The sequence below is a fragment of the Stappia sp. WLB 29 genome, assembly GCF_023507705.1.
Lineage (GTDB): Bacteria > Pseudomonadota > Alphaproteobacteria > Rhizobiales > Stappiaceae > Stappia.
Map to the genome: position 1 here is coordinate 24,510 of NZ_JALBGD010000007.1, position 15,950 is coordinate 40,459.

The window sequence follows — 15,950 nt, forward strand, 5'->3', positions numbered from 1 at the left end:
AGAACTCCTGTTTATAGGATGCGGGCGCTCGATAGAAAGTTGCCGCAACGGCAGCCCAACGGGCCAACGCAACCGACATCAGGGCCTTGTCCCCTGATCGCTGGGAGAATTCCATGTTCCACAAGGTTTCCGCTCTGCGCACCGGCCTCCTGTCGGCCGCGCTTCTCGCATCCGCCGCGATCGCTGCGCCGGCCGCTGCCGAGGGCGAGGTCAACATCTACTCCTATCGCCAGCCGTTCCTGATCGAGCCGCTGCTCGAGGCCTTCACCAAGGAAACCGGGATCAAGACCAACGTCATCTTCGCCTCCGACGGCCTCGCCGAGCGCATCCAGGCCGAGGGCGCGAATTCGCCGGCCGACGTGCTGCTGACGGTCGACATCGGCCGTCTCGACGGCGCCAAGGAGCTCGGCATCACCCAGCCGGTGTCGTCCGAGGTCGTCAACGCCAACGTGCCGGTCGAGTTCCGCGATCCGGAGGGCCACTGGATCGGCCTGACCACCCGCGCGCGCATCGTCTACGCCTCGAAGGAGCGCGTGGCGCAGGACAGCATTACCTATGAGGAGCTGGCCGACCCGAAGTGGAAGGGCAAGATCTGCACCCGCTCGGGCCAGCACGTCTACAACGTCGCCCTGTTCGCCTCCGTCGTCGCCCACAAAGGCGCCGAGGAAGCCGAGAAGTGGCTCGCCGGTGTGCGTGACAACCTTGCCCGCAAGCCGACCGGAAACGACCGCGGCCAGGTGCAGGCGATCTTCGCCGGCGAGTGCGACATCTCGCTCGGCAACACCTATTACATGGGCGCGATGCTGACCAACGAGAAGGAGCCGGAGCAGAAGGACTGGGCCAACTCGGTCAAGATCCTGTTCCCGAACAGCGACGACCGCGGCACCCATGTCAACATCTCGGGCGTCGTAATGGCCAAGAACGCTCCGAACCCGGAAGCCGCCGTCAAGCTGATCGAGTTCCTCTCCTCGGACCAGGCCCAGCACATCTATGCCGAGGCCAACAACGAGTATCCGGTGAAGCCGGGCGTCGAGATTTCCGAGATGGTCGCCTCGTGGGGCGACTTCAAGGCCGACACCCTGTCGCTCGACGAGATCGCCAAGAACCGCAAGACCGCCAGCGAGCTGGTCGACAAGGTCGGCTTCAACGACGGCCCGCAGAGCTGAGGCCCGTCCTCGCAAGCGAAGACTGAAACTCCGCGGCGCCCTGTTCTTGCGAACGGGGCGCCGTTCGCCGTTGCCGGATACCGCCGGAAACGGCCTTCAGACCAGCCAGATCCGGCCCGCCAAACCGGGTTCCGCTGATCGAGCCGTCGGAAGCACCATGAGCGATACTGCCCGCCTCGACGACATGACCGCGATCCCGGTCGCCCCGCGCGCCTCGCGCAGCCTCGCCGACCGGCTGTGGCTCGTCGCCGGCCTCATGGTCGCCGGACTGACCCTGCTGCCGATCGGCGCGCTCGTCGTCCTTGCCGCCCAGCCGACGGGCGATGTGTGGAGCCACCTGATCGGCACGGTGCTGCCGCGTTCGCTCCAGACCACCTTCCTGCTGCTGCTGGGCGTCGGCCTGATCACCTTCGTCGTCGGCACGGGCACCGCGTGGCTCGTCACCATGTGCCGCTTTCCCGGCCGCGCCCTGTTCGACTGGGCGCTGCTGCTGCCGCTGGCGGTGCCGACCTACATCATCGCCTATACCTATGTGGAGATCCTGACCTTCACCGGGCCGGTGCAGAGCCTCGTCCGCGAGATTTTCGGCTTCCGCACCTCGCGGGAATACTGGTTCCCGGAGGTTCGCTCGCTGGGCGGGGCGATCTTCGTGATGGGCTTCGTGCTCTACCCTTACGTCTACCTGACGACGCGCGCCGCCCTGCTGCTGCAGTCGGCCTCCACGCTGGACGTGTCGCGCACGCTCGGCGCCGGCCCCACACGCCTGTTCTTCCGCGTGGCGCTGCCGCTCGCCCGCCCGGCCATCGTCGTCGGCATCTCGCTCGCCCTGATGGAATGCCTCAACGACATCGGCGCGGTCACCTTCTTCGGCGTCCATACGCTCAGCTTCTCGGTCTACGACACCTGGGTGCATCGCTCGAGCCTGGCCGGGGCGGCGCAGATCGCCTGCGCCATGCTGGCGCTGGTCTTCGCGCTTTTGTGGATGGAGCGGCGCGCCCGCAAGGGCCAGCGCTTCCACACCCCGTCCGCCAGCTACAAGACGCTGCCGAGCTACCGGCTGAGCGGGCCGCAGGCCTGGCTCGCCACCGCCGCTTGCGCCCTGCCGATCCTGATCGGCTTCGTCTTCCCGGCCGCCCTGTTGGCCGACTATGCCAGCCGGCGCCTCGACGACCTGTTCGATCCGCGCCTGCTCTCGGCGATCCAGAACACCCTGGTCCTGTCGGTCTCGGCGGCGCTGCTGACCGTGGTGATCGGCGTGGTGCTGACCTATGCGCACCGGGTCCAGGCCAGCCGGCTGACGCAGCTGTTCGGCCGCATCGCCTCCATCGGCTACGCCATCCCCGGCACGGTGCTCGCCGTCGGCATCCTGATCCCGCTCGCCAATTTCGACAATTTTCTGGACGGCGTCGCCCGCTCGACCTTCGGCTTTTCGACCGGGTTGCTGCTGATCGGTTCGGGCACGGCGCTGGTCTATGCCTATATGGTCCGCTTCCTGGCGGTGGCCTACGGCCAGATCGAGGGTGGCTTCGGCAAGGTGACGCCGCATCTCGACATGGCCGCGCGCACGCTGGGGCGCAGTTCCGGCCGCATCCTCTTCGAGGTGCACCTGCCGATGCTGCGCCCGGTTCTGCTCACCGCCCTGCTGCTCGCCTTCGTCGACTGCATGAAGGAACTGCCGGCAACGATCCTGCTGCGCCCGTTCAATTTCGAGACGCTGGCGACGACGGTCTACAACGCCGCCTCGCGCGAGGCCTTCGGCGAAGGCGCGCTGCCGGCGCTGCTGATCGTGCTGGTGGGGCTGGTGCCGTCGATTCTGCTGGCGCGCACCTCCGCCCGCAGCTTCCGCGACAAGGGCAGCACGCGGTTTTGACGGGTCGGCCGGGCGGCTACCACAGCCGGTCGCGCAGGGCGAACCAGCTCATCGCCAGCACCAGGATCGGCCAGCGGAAGGCCCGCCCGCCCGGAAATTTCGGCGGCGACAGCTGCGCGAACACATCGAACCGCTCCGTATCGCCCAGCATGGCGCAGGCGGCCGCATGGCCGCAAAAGCCGGCCATCGCCACGCCGTGGCCGGAAAAGCCCGCCGCCACATAGACGCCGGGCGCGGTGCGCCGCAGGCAGGGCATGCGCGAGGTGGTGACGCCGAGCGTGCCGCCCCAGACATGGGAGACGGGGGCCGTGGCGAGCTGCGGATAGACATTGCTCAGATGCGAGCGCACGAAAGCGCGCAGGTCCGGCGGGAAGCCGCGCCGATAGGTCTCGCCGCCGCCGAACAGAAGCCGCAGGTCGCGGGTCAGGCGCCAGTAGTAGACGACGAAGCGGCTATCGGAGACGGCCTCGCGGCCGGGAATCAAGTGATCTGCCGCCTCGCGCGACAACGGCTCGGTGGTCAGGATGTAATTGTTGATCGGCATGACCCGGGCCTCGCTGTCGCGGTCGAGCCCGGCGAGATAGCCGTTGCCGGCCAAAAGCACGCTGCCGGCGTCGATCTCGCCCTGCCCGGTCTCGACCGCCACCCGCCCTCCTGCATGCCGCAGCGAGATGGCATGGGTCGCCTCGTGCAGGACGGCACCGGCCGCCTCAGCCGCATCGGCGAGCCCCTGGGCGAGTTTCAGCGGATGCAGATGCCCCGCCCCGCCGTCGCGCGTGCCGCCGAAATAGCGCTTGGTGCCGATGGCCGCCGCCAGCTGGGCGCGGTCGAGCGGCGTGACCGCGTCATACCCATAGTCGCGGGCGAGCTTTTCGGCATAGGCCCACTCCTCGGCGACGAACCGCTCCTTATGGGCGGCGTGGATGAGGCCTTCCGTCCAGTCGCAGTCGATGCCGAAGCGCTGCATACGGTCGTGCAGCAGGGCCTTCGCCTCCTCGGCGAAGGTCCAAAGCCGGCGGGCGGTGTCGAGGCCGTACTGCTTTTCCAAATGCACCTGGTCGCGCCGCTGGCCGCTGTGCAGCTGGCCGCCATTGCGCCCGCTGGCGCCCCAGCCGATGCGGTTCTGCTCGATCAGGACGACCGAGCGGCCCGCCTCGGCCAGGGTGATCGCCGCGTTGAGCCCGGTGAACCCGCCGCCGACGATGGCAACGTCCGCCCGCACCGCGCCGGCCAAGGCAGGCCGGGCCGGGCGGTCGTCGACGCTCGCCGCGTAGTAGGAGGGGGCATGGGCGCTGGCGATCTCGGTCACATCTGCCTCCCTTCGGGTCGGTCGCGGGCGGGTCGGTCGCGGGTTGGCCGCGAACCGGGCTCGGGTTCGTCTCAGGCCGCCAGACGGCCGTCCTTCTTGAGCGCTGCATAGGTCTCGTCGAGGGTGCGCTCGGCGCGTGCGACCAGTTCGTCCGCCTCCTCATGGGTCAGCACCAGCGGCGGCGAGATGATCATGCTGTCGCGCACGGCGCGCATGACCAGCCCGTTGCCGAAGGAGATGTCGCGGCACAGCGTGCCGACCTCGCCGACGGGCGCGAACTTGCGCGTGCGATCGCCCTTGGCCGGCACCAGCTCCAGCGCGCCGACGAGACCGACCATGCGCGCCTCGCCGACCAGCGGATGGTCGCCCAAGGCCTTCCAGCGCTTCTGCAGATAGGGACCGATATCGTCCGCCACCCGCTCGACCAACCGCTCGCGCACCATGATGTCGAGATTGGCGAGCGCGGCCGCGCAGCAGGCCGGATGACCGGAATAGGTATAGCCATGATAGAACTCGCCGCCCTTGGCGATGAAGACGTCGGCGACCCGGTCGGCGATCATCACGCCGCCGATCGGCAGGTAGCCGGAGGACAGGCCCTTGGCGATGGGCATCAGGTCGGGCTCGATGCCGTAATGCTGCGAGCCGAACCAGCTGCCCAGGCGCCCGAAGCCGCAGATCACCTCGTCGGCGACCAAGAGGATGTCGCGCTCGCGGCAGATGCGGGAAACCTCAGGCCAGTAGCTGTCCGGCGGGATGACGACGCCGCCCGCGCCCTGGATCGGCTCGGCGATGAAGGCCGCCACCTTGCCCTCGCCGAGGACATCGATGGCCCGCTCCAGCTCGCGCGCCGCCCACAGGCCGAACTCGTCCGGCGACATCGCGCCGCCTTCGCCGAACCAGTAGGGCTGGGGAATGTGATGGACGCCGGGCACCGGCAGGTCGCCCTGCGCATGCATGCCGGTCATGCCGCCGAGGCTGGTGCCGGCGAGCGTGGAGCCGTGATAGCCGTTCCAGCGGCCGATGATCGTCTTCTTCTCCGGCTTGCCCATCAGGTCCCAATAGGTGCGGACCATGCGGAACACCGTGTCGTTCGCCTCCGAACCGGAGGAGGTGAAGAAGACGCGGTTGAACTGCGGCGGGCTGAGCTGAGCCAGGCGCTCGGACAGGGCGATGACCGGCGGATGGCTGGTCTTGAAGAAGGTGTTGTAATAGTCGAGCTCGCGCATCTGCTTCTCGACCGCATCGACGATCTCGCCGCGACCATGCCCGACCTGGCAGCACCACAGGCCGGCCATGCCGTCGAGATAGCGGTTGCCGTCGCTGTCGGTCAGCCACACTCCTTCGGCCGAGGTGATGACGCGCACGCCCTCCCGGTTCAGCGCCCCCGTATCGGTGAAGGGGTGGAAATGGTGCGCAGCATCGCGGGCGCGCAGGTCTGCGGTCGGGTAAAGGTTCGAGGCACCGGTCATGGTGGCGTCTCCCGGTTTTTCTGGTTGTCGATCTCTTTGCCCCGCCCGACGCGCGTCAGACGTTGAGCAGCAGGTATTCCCGCTCCCATGGGCTGATGACCTTCATGAAGGTCTCGAACTCTTCCTGCTTGATGGCGCGGTAGGTGGCGACGAACTTCTCGCCGAACACGTCGATCAGCTCCTCGCACTCGCCGAACAGCGCGACCGCCTCCAGCAGGCCGCGCGGCAGGGCGTGCATGTCCTCGCTGAAATTGCCGCTGCGCGGCTCGTCCGGCGTCAGGCGCTGCTTGATGCCGAGATAGCCGCAGGCGAGCGAGGCGGCGATGGCGAGATACGGGTTGGCGTCCGAGGACGGCACGCGGTTCTCCAGCCGGCGGGCGCCGGGCTTCGAGTTCGGCACGCGCAGGCCCACCGTCCGGTTGTCGTAGCCCCAGTGGACATTGACCGGCGCCGTGGTGCCGCGGGTGAAGCGGCGGTAGGAATTCACGTAAGGCGCCAGGATGCAGGTCACCGCCGGCAGGAAGGCCTGGTGGCCGGCGATGAAGGAGAGGAACTCGCTCGTCGGCTCGCCGTCGTCGCGCGAGAAGATGTTGGTGCCCTTCTCCGCGTCCATCACCGACTGGTGGATGTGCATGGACGAGCCGGGCTGGTTCGACATCGGCTTGGCCATGAAGGTGGCGTACATGTCGTGGCGCAGCGCCGCCTCGCGGATCGTGCGCTTGAACAGGAACACCTGGTCGGCAAGCTCCAGCGGATGGCCGTGCCGGAGATTGATCTCCATCTGCGCGGCGCCTTCCTCGTGGATCAGGGTGTCGATCTCCAGCCCCTGCGCCTCCGACAGGTCGTAGATGTCGTCGATCAGGTCGTCGAACTCGTTGAGTGCGGAGATCGAATAGGACTGGCGGCCGACCTCCGGCCGGCCCGAGCGGCCGGTCGGCGGCTCCAGCGGATAGTCCGGGTCGGTGTTCGGGCGGACGAGATAGAACTCCATTTCCGGGGCGACCAGCGGCGTCCAGCCCTCGTCCTCGTAGAGCTGCAGCACGCGCTTGAGCACGTTGCGCGGCGCCGTCTCCACCGGAATGCCCTCGCGGGTATAGGCGTCGTGGATGAGTTGGGCGGTCGGATCGCTCTCCCAGGGCACGGTGGTCAGCGTCGAATAGTCGGCGCGGAAGAACAGGTCGCCGTCGGTCGAATTGTGCTGGAAGCGCTCGTCGTCCGGCGGATAGTCGCCGGAAATGGTCTGGGCGAAGATCGAGGCGGGCATCGTCATCACCGGTCCGGAGAAGAACTTCTCCGTCGGCATCATCTTGCCGCGCGCCACGCCGGCGAGATCGGGCACGATGCACTCGATGTCCTCGATCCCGCGTTCGGACAGCCATAGCTGGGCCGCGTCGAAGCTCTCGACGCCCCGGCGGCTGGCAATCTTCGGTGCGGATTTCTTCTTCTTGCTCACGGGTCTCGCCTTTCGGGCGCAGGGCGGGCGGGGCAGCGGGCGCCTGCCTGCCTCCTCACCGCGCGGACTGCATTTTGTGATCACATTTTCATCGAGTCAATCGCCGGCGATCATTCGGCGACCGACGGCCCGGCATCGGGAAGTCCGGTGTCGAGCAGATCCATTCCGCAGCGGATGTCCGCCGCCACCGCCTCCCGCAGGGCCGCAGCATCGCGGGTCCGCACGGCCTCGATCGCCTCCTTGTGGTGGTCGACGAGGGCAAAGGTCCCCACCCGCCCGTAGACGGTGCGCATGAACGGGGCGAACTGCAACCACAGACTTTCGACCAGAGGCAGCAGCACCTGCGAGCCAGCCGCACGGTAAATCATGAAGTGAAAGGAATGGTTGAGACGCATGTAGGTCTCCGCATCCCCGCCATCGAGACTGGCGTCGATCCGGTCGTCGATGGCGGCAAGGCGTGCTGCATCGCGCGGTCCCAGTCGCGCCGCCGCGGCCTGCGCCAGTTCCGGCTCCAGCAGGAGGCGCGCCTTGACGATCTCGGCCAGGCGCGGCGGCGTCATGGTCGGAACCTGGATGCGGCCGTTGGCGCGGATTTCCAGCGCATGGCCGGCCGCCATCGCCCGCACCGCCTCGCGCACCGGCATCGGGCTGACCTTGAGCTCCTGCGCCAGGCCGCGCAGCGTGACGGCGCGCCCCGGAACGAAGCGGCCGGTCAGCAGCGCCTCGCGCAGCGCCTCCTCGACCGTATCGCGCAGCGAGTGCCGGCCGGGTGCAGGCGGATCCTGCAGGTCTTTCGCCTGTTGCGGTCGGCTTTGGCCAGCCATTTGCCTCGTTCCCTCCCGGCCTTGCTTGACAGCCTTGCCGCTACGTGATCACATTTTTGCGTAAACGGCAATTCGCGCGGACGGCAAGTTCGCGCCCTGGAGGATCCGATGTTGCAGACCCATCGCACGGCCTGGCAGCGCCCGGCCGGCGGCGTCGACTGGCAGGAAGAGGTGGCCCGCTTCGAGGCGGAGTATCCCGACCTCGACACGCTGGAGGTGATCCTGCCCGACAGCAACGGGGTTCTGCGCGGCAAGTGGCTACCCGGCAGCGCGCTGCGCAAGGTGTTCGAAAACGGCGTCGCCCTGCCCTTCTCGCTGTTCGGCCTCGATGTGTGGGGCCGCGAGGTCGAAGAGACCGGCATGCATATCGAGACCGGCGACAAGGACGGCGTGTGCTGGCCGGTGCCCGGCTCGCTGCGCGCCGTGCCCTGGGCCGAGCGCCCGACCGCGCAGGTGCTGCTGTCGATGCACGACCGCGACGGCAGCGCCTTCATGTGCGATCCGCGCCATGTGCTGGCGCGCAAGGCCAGCCGGCTCGGCGAGCACGGATTGACGGCGACGGCGGCCTTCGAGCTGGAATTCTATCTGTTCGAGGACAAGGACGACGGCGACTGGAGCAGTGCGCCGACGCCGGTCTTCTCCACCCATCTCGGTCCGGCCCGGCAGAACATGTATGCGCTGTCCGACCTCGAGGCCTTGATGCCGCTGGTCGACGAGATCCGCCGCTCGGCCGATGCGCAGGACATTCCGGCCGATGCCGCCGTCTCCGAGGCCGCGCCCGGGCAGTTCGAGCTGAACCTTCATTATCAGCGCGATCCCTTGCGCGCCGCCGACGACGCGGTGCTGCTGCGCCGGCTGGTCGCAGGCGTTGCCCGCAAGCACAATCTCAAGGCCTCGTTCATGGCCAAGCCCTTCGTCGAGTGGCCGGGCAACGGCATGCATGTGCATGTCTCGATGGAGGACGGCACGGGCAACATCTTCGCCGACCCGGACACCGGCGAGGCGCGGCTCGGCTACGCGATCCGCGGGCTGCTCGACACGATGCCGGAGGCGCACCTGCTGTTCGTCTCCACCTTCAACGGCTTCCGCCGCATGCAGCCGGGTTCCTATGCCCCGACCTCGATCTGCTGGGGCTACGACAACCGCTCGGTGGCGCTGCGCGTCCCGGCCGGAACGCCGGCCTCCGCACGCATCGAGCACCGGATCGCCGGAGCCGACGCCAATCCGTATCTGGTGCTGACCGGGGTGCTGGCGGGGATGATGCAGGGCGTGCTCGGCGAATTGCCGCCGCCGCCGGCGGTTGACGGCAATGCCTACGAGAAGACCGCCCCGCGCCTGACGCCGTGGATGGACGAGGCGATCGACGCCTTCGCCGCCTCCCAGCGGATGAAGGACGCGGTCGGCGAGGAAATGCACAAGGTACTGGTCGACATCAAGCGTCATGAACTCTTCGCGTTCGGGCGCGAGATTTCGTCGCTGGAACGGCAGACCTACCTGTGACGCGAGCGCGACTGGGGAAATGCCTGTCCGCAAAGGCAGTTCGTGGCGATTGGTGCGGATGCTCTCTTGAGGACGGGCCGCATCGCTTCTAGGCTGCGAGGCAGAGGGGCCGCATACGGCCGAATGAAAGACGGAATCCGGGACGGGCGCGAGCGCCTGCAACCGGAAAACGACAGGGGCCGGAGTGCGAGCCGCGCCGGCGCAGGCCAGACGGAGGGACTGATGAAGAAGCTGCTGTTCACCAGCGTCGCAATGCTCGGCGTACTTGCCGCCACCGCGGCGTCCGCCCAGGATCGGGAAGTGCGCGTCTACAACTGGTCGGACTATATCGACGAATCCGTGCTCGAGGAGTTCACCAAGGAGACCGGCATCAAGGTCGTCTACGACGTGTTCGACAGCAACGAGATGCTGGAGACCAAGCTGCTGGCCGGCGGCACCGGCTACGACGTCGTCGTGCCGACCGGAACCTTCCTCGGCCGCCAGATCCAGGCCGGCGTGTTCCAGAAGCTCGACAAGTCGAAGCTGCCGAACCTGGAGAACATGTGGCCGGAGATTTCGGCCCGCATCGAGAAGTTCGATCCGGGCAACGAGCACGCCATCAACTACATGTGGGGCACCACCGGTTTCGGCTACAATGTCGACAAGATCAAGGAGCGCATGCCCGACGCCCCGCTCGACAGCTGGGACATGATCTTCAAGCCGGAAGTGATCTCCAAGTTCGCCGATTGCGGCGTGCACCTGCTCGACACCGCGGACGAGATTTTTCCGGCGGCGCTGAACTATCTAGGGCTCGATCCCGACAGCGGCGATCCGGAAGACTTCGCCAAGGCCGGCGAACTTCTCATGAAGATCCGTCCCTACATCCAGAAGTTCCACTCGTCGGAATACATCAACGCGCTGGCCAATGGCGACATCTGCCTGGCCGTGGGCTGGTCCGGCGATGTGCTGCAGGCGCGCGACCGCGCGGCCGAGGCCGACAACAACGTCACGGTCGAATACGTCATCCCCAAGGAAGGCGCGATGATGTGGTTCGACAACATGGCGATCCCGGCCGATGCCCCGCATGTGGAGGAGGCGCATGCCTTCCTCAACTTCATCATGAAACCGGAAGTCATCGCCAAGGCGACCAACTACGTCTTCTACGCCAACGGCAACAAGGCGAGCCAGGAGTTCGTCGACAAGGAAGTTCTGGACGATCCGGCGATCTATCCGAGCGAGGAGACGGTCGAGAACCTGTTCACCACCACCACCAAGTCGCCCCAGGCCATGCGGGCACGCACCCGCGAGTGGACCCGGGTCAAGACCGGCCAGTAACCAAGACGATCGTCCGGCCGCCGAGCGGCGGCCGGGCCCTTTCCTCCCGTCGACGAGGGGGCTGACTTGGCCAAGAAACCGATCGGGCCGGTGCGCCGCGACTTCGCACCCTGGGACGACCCGCAGGCGAAGCCGTATATCGAATTCAGGAACGTTACCAAGACCTTCGGCGACTTTACCGCCGTCGACAACCTTTCCCTCAAGATCTACGAGCGCGAGTTCTTCGCCCTGTTGGGCGGCTCCGGCTGCGGCAAGACGACGATGATGCGCATGCTCGCCGGCTTCGAGACGCCGAATGCGGGCGAGATCTTTCTCGACGGACAGAACCTGGCCGGCGTGCCGCCCTACAAGCGCCCGGTCAACATGATGTTCCAGTCCTACGCGCTGTTTCCGCACATGAGCGTGGAGGCGAATGTCGCCTTCGGCCTCAAGCAGGAGGGCATGCCGAAGGACCAGATCGCCGCGCGCGTGGAGGAAATGCTGAAGCTGGTGAAGCTCCAGGATTTCGCCAAGCGCAAGCCGCACCAGCTGTCCGGCGGCCAGCGGCAGCGCGTCGCGCTGGCCCGCTCGCTCGCAAAGAAGCCCAAGGTGCTGCTGCTCGACGAGCCGCTCGGCGCGCTCGACCGCAAGCTGCGCGAGGAAACCCAGTTCGAGCTGACCGACCTGCAATACGAGCTCGGCATGACCTTCCTGATCGTCACCCATGACCAGGAAGAGGCCATGACCATGGCCGATCGCATCGCCGTCATGGACCGTGGGCGGATCATCCAGATCGCGACGCCGGCGGAGATCTACGAGCTGCCGAACTCGCGCTTCGTGGCCGATTTCATCGGCGATATCAATCTGATGGAATGCAAGGTGGCCGCCAAGGAGGGCGAGATCTGCCGCATGACGTCGGTCGAGTTCGGCTGCGAGATCGAGGTGGCGCAGCCGGTCGAGGCCGGCATCGGCGAGACGGTGTGGTTCGCGATCCGGCCCGAGAAGGTTCGCATCTCCTTCGACGAGCCGGAAAGCCGTGTCAACGCGGTGACGGGCGAGGTCTGGGACATCGCTTATCTCGGCGACGTCTCGATCTACCACACGCATATCGCCAACGAGCAGACCGTGCGGGCGACGGTCGCCAACCGGTCGCGCGTCGTGGAACGGCCGGTCGGCTGGGACGACAAGGTCTGGCTGTCCTGGGACGCGGATGCCGGGGTGGTTCTGACGAAATAGTGCCGTCCGGCGGGGCGCGATGCCGCCGGACCTCAACCGGGAGACGACACGATGCCCGAGCAGGTGAGCACGAGACCCAGGCGCAGCCTCGGCGGCTGGTTGCTGATCGCCGTGCCCTATGCGTGGCTGCTGTTCTTCTTCCTGGCCCCGTTCTTCATCGTCTTCAAGATCTCGCTGTCGGAGATCGCCGTCGCGATCCCGCCCTACATGCCGACCTTCGATCCGGCGGACGGCTGGAACGGGCTCGTCGAGCTGGTCGGCGGGCTGTCCTTCGACAATTACGTCTGGCTGACCCAGGACGACCTTTACTGGAAGTCCTACATCTCCAGCGTCTCGATCGCGGCGATCTCGACGCTGATCACGCTGCTGGTCGGCTTTCCGATCGCCTACGGCATGGCGCGCGCGCCGAAGGAATGGCGCACGACGCTGCTGATGCTGGTGATCCTGCCGTTCTGGACCAGCTTCCTGATCCGCGTCTACGCCTGGATCGGCATCCTGAAGAACGAGGGCCTGCTCAACCAGTTTCTCCTGTGGCTGGGGCTGATCGACCAGCCGCTGACGATCCTCAACACCAACCTCGCGGTCTATATCGGCATCGTCTACTCATACCTGCCGTTCCTGGTGCTGCCGCTCTACGCCAACCTGGAAAAGCTCGACACCAGCCTTCTGGAAGCGGCCGCGGACCTCGGCTGCCCGCCGTGGCGCAGCTTCTGGACGATCACCGTGCCGCTGGCGATCCCGGGCGTCATCGCCGGCTGCTTCCTGGTCTTCATTCCGGCCGTCGGCGAGTTCGTCATTCCGGACCTGCTGGGCGGGTCTGAGACGCTGATGATCGGCAAGACGCTGTGGATGGAGTTCTTCACGAACCGCGACTGGCCGGTCTCTTCGGCGGTTGCCGTCATTCTCCTGCTCATCCTGGTGGTGCCGATCGTGCTCTTCCAGAACCAGCAGCAGAAAGCCGCGGAGAGAGGCCTGTGAGCACCCGACCGACAAGGCCGCACGCGGCCGGCGCGCGCGAAAGGACGGCACGATGAGACAGGGACCGAGCTGGTTCAACGTCACCTCGCTGGTGCTGGGATTTTCGTTCCTGTACCTGCCGATCGTGCTGCTGGTGATCTACTCGTTCAACGACTCGCGGCTCGTCACCGTGTGGGGCGGCTTCTCGACGAGATGGTACGGAACGTTGCTGGGCAACCAGCAGCTCCTCGACGCCGCCTGGGTGACCGTGCGGGTCGCCTTCGCCTCGGCGACCATCGCCACGGTGCTGGGCACGCTGGCCGCGCTGGTTCTGGTGCGCTCGGGCCGGTTCGCCGGCCGCAGCCTGTTTTCCGGCATGGTCTACGCGCCCTTGGTGATGCCGGAGGTGATCCTGGGCCTGTCCTTGCTGCTGCTCTTCGTCGCCATCGACCAGGCTCGCGGCTTCTGGACCATCATGATCGCGCATACGACCTTCGCCATGTGCTACGTGGCGGTGGTGGTGCAGTCGCGCCTTGCCGGCTTCGACCGGTCGCTGGAGGAAGCGGCGCAGGACCTCGGCTGCCCGCCGGCGCGCACCTTCCTTTCGATCACCCTGCCGATCATCCTGCCCGGCGTCGTCGCCGGCTGGATGCTGGCCTTCACCCTGTCGCTGGACGACCTGGTCATCGCCAGCTTCACCACCGGGCCGGAAGCGACGACCCTGCCGATGAAAATCTACTCGCAGGTGCGCCTCGGCGTGACGCCGGAGATCAACGCGATCTGCACGATCCTGGTCGGCGTGGTAACGGTGGTGGTGGTCTTCACCTCGCTGCTGACCAAGCGGCGCGAAGTTCGGCGCGCGCAGGACATGCGGCAGGCGGAAGCGCAAGCCTGACCCCGGGGCAGTCCGTGGGTTTACGGGGCGCCGGTGCCAGTCCCGGTCCCAGTCCCGTTGCCGATCCCGGTCATGTCGGGCAGGAGGCTGGGCCGGGCAAGCGTGCCGCGCACCAGCACCGGGATGCCTTCGGCCACGGTCTGCGAAGGAGCGGAAGCCGGTGCTGCCGGCCCTGCGGTGGCAGCCGGCGCCGCGGCCGTGCGCGGCAGCAGCCTGCCGCGCAGCGACAGCGAAAAATCGGCGAGCGACAGGCGGCCCGCGAGCTGCAGGAGGTGCTTGCCGGCAAACGCCTCGACATCGCCGAGGCGCATCTCCTGCCCTGCCATGGCGCCGTGTCCCGACACGCGCTCCAGCACCAGCGCGGCGACGGCGGTTCCTGCCTGGCCTGCCGAGGCCGCGAGCCGGGCCAGCGCTTCACCGCCGGCCGGATAGGTCGCGTTTTCAAGCAGCAGCTGCAATTCGCCGCCGGCATTCCCAAGGATCGCGGCAAGGGTCGGCCCCTTGCCGGTGCGCCCGAGGCGGAAGGTCAGCTGCCCGGATTGCGGCATCGTCACGACGTCGAGCGGGGGAAGCTGGCGCACATCCAGTTTGTCGGCGATGGCGTCCGCTGCAAGGTCGAACGTGTCGCCGCCCGCCGGCTTCAGCCGGGCGGTCGCCTCCAGCGTGCCGCCGGAAACATCGGTTTCGCTGAGGTCGAGCGACAGGTCGCCGTCGCGCAGCAGCAGCGCGACGGCGCTCGGCCCGCCCGACAGCGGCCCGGCAGTGAAGCGGGCGGCCGACAGGCGCAGGTCGATGTCGGCCGCCTGCAGCAGGCCCGACAAGGACCGGTCGCGCAGGCTGTCGCCCTGCGGCGCGTCGTCCCGGGCACCGACGAGGCTGCCGAGTTCGCCGAGATAGGCGGAGAGGTCGAATTTCTCGAAGGCGAGCGTTCCCTCAAGGCGCGGACGCTGGCTGCCGAGCTCGAAGCCGAGACGGCCCTCGCCGACATTGCCGTCCAGCTCCAGCCGGGCCGTGTCGAGCACCAGGCGGGAGAAGTCGACCGCACCATCGCCGGCGATCCGCAGCGCGCCGAAGCTCGCCTCGCCGACCAGCGTCTTGCCGAAGCGGACCGCAAGGCCGCGCAAGTCGCTGGTATTGAAGTCGAAACTTCCCTCGATCCGGGCCGCTTCCGGGTTGCGGACCGCCCCGGTCATGCGGAAGCTGGCAAGCGGCGAGACCACGGAAACGGCGACCGGCCCGCTGGCCGTGCCGGTCAGGATGCCGCGATGTCCGAGAGAGGCGCTGAACTCGACCGTCTGGTCGCCGGCCGCCACCGACCCGCGAAGCGTGCCGCCCTCGCCCGACGGCGAAAGACGAAAGGCGAAGGCGCCGAGCCGCGGTGTTTCGGACGCGCCCCAGCTGATGCCATCGCCCGAAACCGTGACCGGCGCCCCAATGACCTGCGACAGATCGCGCCCCAGGCCTGCCAGCACGCCGTCCGCCGGAACGGCGCCGGCCAGGTGCAGGCGCGCCCCGTCGAGCTGAAAGGACGACAGGCGCACCTCGCCGAGGAAGAGGCCAGCCGGATCTATCCCCGCAATCATGCGCTCGGCCGCCAGCGTCCAGCGGCCATCCCGGCCCTGCCAGCGGACGCCGCCGAGCACCAGGGCCGGGCCTTGAGCGAGCGAGACGGCGGGCACGTCGACAAGGTTCAGCGTGCCGCCGAGCCGGGCCGACAGGCTCGCCTCGACGCGCTCTCGCGAGACCTCGCGCGAGACCAGCAGATAGCCGGACACGGCTGCGACCGCGACGAGGACAAGTGCTGCAAGGAGGATCGCCAAAAGGCGCTTCATGACAAAATCCGGCCGGCGCCCTCTGGCGCGTCGTCTTCGATGTGTTCGCAGCGACGCAGCGCGTCGCATCCTGCATCGGGATAGGAGTTCGGGGCACGCGGTTCAAGACGAAACCGCCGGAAATCCCGGGCCGAATGGATGGCGCT

General features: G+C 67.5%; 12 protein-coding genes. 7 read left to right on the top strand and 5 right to left on the bottom strand.

The genetic code is table 11. The annotated features are described in order from the left end of the window. The first annotated feature begins 113 nt into the window (after positions 1–113). Both MNI96_RS14060 and MNI96_RS14065 read left to right on the top strand, forming a co-directional pair. A complete protein-coding gene (locus MNI96_RS14060; RefSeq protein WP_249694167.1) occupies positions 114–1,166 on the top strand; it encodes a Fe(3+) ABC transporter substrate-binding protein in 1,053 nt (350 codons plus the stop codon). A gap of 157 nt (positions 1,167–1,323) precedes the next feature. Continuing rightward, the gene (locus tag MNI96_RS14065; RefSeq protein ID WP_249694169.1) at positions 1,324–3,036 is read left to right on the top strand and encodes an ABC transporter permease; all 1,713 of its coding nucleotides are present in this window, start codon (positions 1,324–1,326) and stop codon (positions 3,034–3,036) included. Positions 3,037–3,052: 16 nt separating this feature from the next. On the opposite strand, the gene MNI96_RS14070 is transcribed toward MNI96_RS14065, so the two are convergent. From MNI96_RS14070 to MNI96_RS14085, 4 genes are all read right to left on the bottom strand, one after another. Beyond that, the gene (locus MNI96_RS14070; protein ID WP_249694171.1) at positions 3,053–4,345 is read right to left on the bottom strand and encodes an NAD(P)/FAD-dependent oxidoreductase; all 1,293 of its coding nucleotides are present in this window, start codon (positions 4,343–4,345) and stop codon (positions 3,053–3,055) included. Positions 4,346–4,416: 71 nt separating this feature from the next. After that, positions 4,417–5,814, bottom strand: a complete 1,398-nt coding sequence (locus tag MNI96_RS14075; protein ID WP_249694172.1) for an aspartate aminotransferase family protein — start codon at positions 5,812–5,814, stop codon at positions 4,417–4,419. Positions 5,815–5,869: 55 nt separating this feature from the next. Further along, positions 5,870–7,267: a glutamine synthetase family protein gene (locus tag MNI96_RS14080; RefSeq protein ID WP_249694173.1), complete on the bottom strand. Its 1,398-nt coding sequence runs from the start codon at positions 7,265–7,267 to the stop codon at positions 5,870–5,872. A gap of 110 nt (positions 7,268–7,377) precedes the next feature. After that, entirely contained in the window at positions 7,378–8,091 is a 714-nt protein-coding gene (locus MNI96_RS14085) for a GntR family transcriptional regulator (protein ID WP_249694174.1), read from the bottom strand. A 108-nt stretch (positions 8,092–8,199) separates the two neighbouring features. Here MNI96_RS14085 and MNI96_RS14090 point away from each other — a divergent pair, with 108 nt between their 5' ends. The 5 genes from MNI96_RS14090 to MNI96_RS14110 all read left to right on the top strand — a co-directional run bounded on the left by MNI96_RS14090 (position 8,200) and on the right by MNI96_RS14110 (position 13,972). Next, positions 8,200–9,591: a glutamine synthetase family protein gene (locus MNI96_RS14090; protein WP_249694175.1), complete on the top strand. Its 1,392-nt coding sequence runs from the start codon at positions 8,200–8,202 to the stop codon at positions 9,589–9,591. A 222-nt stretch (positions 9,592–9,813) separates the two neighbouring features. Continuing rightward, positions 9,814–10,905, top strand: a complete 1,092-nt coding sequence (locus tag MNI96_RS14095; RefSeq protein WP_283776498.1) for a polyamine ABC transporter substrate-binding protein — start codon at positions 9,814–9,816, stop codon at positions 10,903–10,905. A gap of 66 nt (positions 10,906–10,971) precedes the next feature. Next, positions 10,972–12,120 (top strand): ABC transporter ATP-binding protein, encoded by a 1,149-nt coding sequence (locus MNI96_RS14100; RefSeq protein ID WP_249694176.1) that lies wholly within the window; start codon positions 10,972–10,974, stop codon positions 12,118–12,120. Positions 12,121–12,171: 51 nt separating this feature from the next. Further along, entirely contained in the window at positions 12,172–13,098 is a 927-nt protein-coding gene (locus MNI96_RS14105; protein ID WP_249694177.1) for an ABC transporter permease subunit, read from the top strand. Positions 13,099–13,150: 52 nt separating this feature from the next. Further along, positions 13,151–13,972 carry an ABC transporter permease gene (locus tag MNI96_RS14110; RefSeq protein WP_249694178.1) on the top strand — a complete coding sequence of 274 codons (822 nt, stop codon included), beginning with the start codon at positions 13,151–13,153 and terminating at the stop codon, positions 13,970–13,972. Positions 13,973–13,992: 20 nt separating this feature from the next. Here MNI96_RS14110 and MNI96_RS14115 read toward each other — a convergent pair whose 3' ends face one another. After that, entirely contained in the window at positions 13,993–15,804 is a 1,812-nt protein-coding gene (locus MNI96_RS14115; RefSeq protein ID WP_249694179.1) for an AsmA family protein, read from the bottom strand. Positions 15,805–15,950 lie beyond the last annotated feature (146 nt).

What these genes read in the sequence shown, in the direction of transcription:
- MNI96_RS14060 (WP_249694167.1), top strand. Translation starts at nt 114, where the DNA reads ATGTTCCACAAGGTTTCCGCTCTGCGCACCGGCCTCCTGTCGGCCGCG.
- MNI96_RS14065 (WP_249694169.1), top strand. Translation starts at nt 1,324, where the DNA reads ATGAGCGATACTGCCCGCCTCGACGACATGACCGCGATCCCGGTCGCC.
- MNI96_RS14075 (WP_249694172.1), bottom strand. Translation starts at nt 5,814, where the DNA reads ATGACCGGTGCCTCGAACCTTTACCCGACCGCAGACCTGCGCGCCCGC.
- MNI96_RS14085 (WP_249694174.1), bottom strand. Translation starts at nt 8,091, where the DNA reads ATGGCTGGCCAAAGCCGACCGCAACAGGCGAAAGACCTGCAGGATCCG.
- MNI96_RS14090 (WP_249694175.1), top strand. Translation starts at nt 8,200, where the DNA reads ATGTTGCAGACCCATCGCACGGCCTGGCAGCGCCCGGCCGGCGGCGTC.
- MNI96_RS14095 (WP_283776498.1), top strand. Translation starts at nt 9,814, where the DNA reads ATGAAGAAGCTGCTGTTCACCAGCGTCGCAATGCTCGGCGTACTTGCC.
- MNI96_RS14105 (WP_249694177.1), top strand. Translation starts at nt 12,172, where the DNA reads ATGCCCGAGCAGGTGAGCACGAGACCCAGGCGCAGCCTCGGCGGCTGG.
- MNI96_RS14110 (WP_249694178.1), top strand. Translation starts at nt 13,151, where the DNA reads ATGAGACAGGGACCGAGCTGGTTCAACGTCACCTCGCTGGTGCTGGGA.
- MNI96_RS14115 (WP_249694179.1), bottom strand. Translation starts at nt 15,804, where the DNA reads ATGAAGCGCCTTTTGGCGATCCTCCTTGCAGCACTTGTCCTCGTCGCG.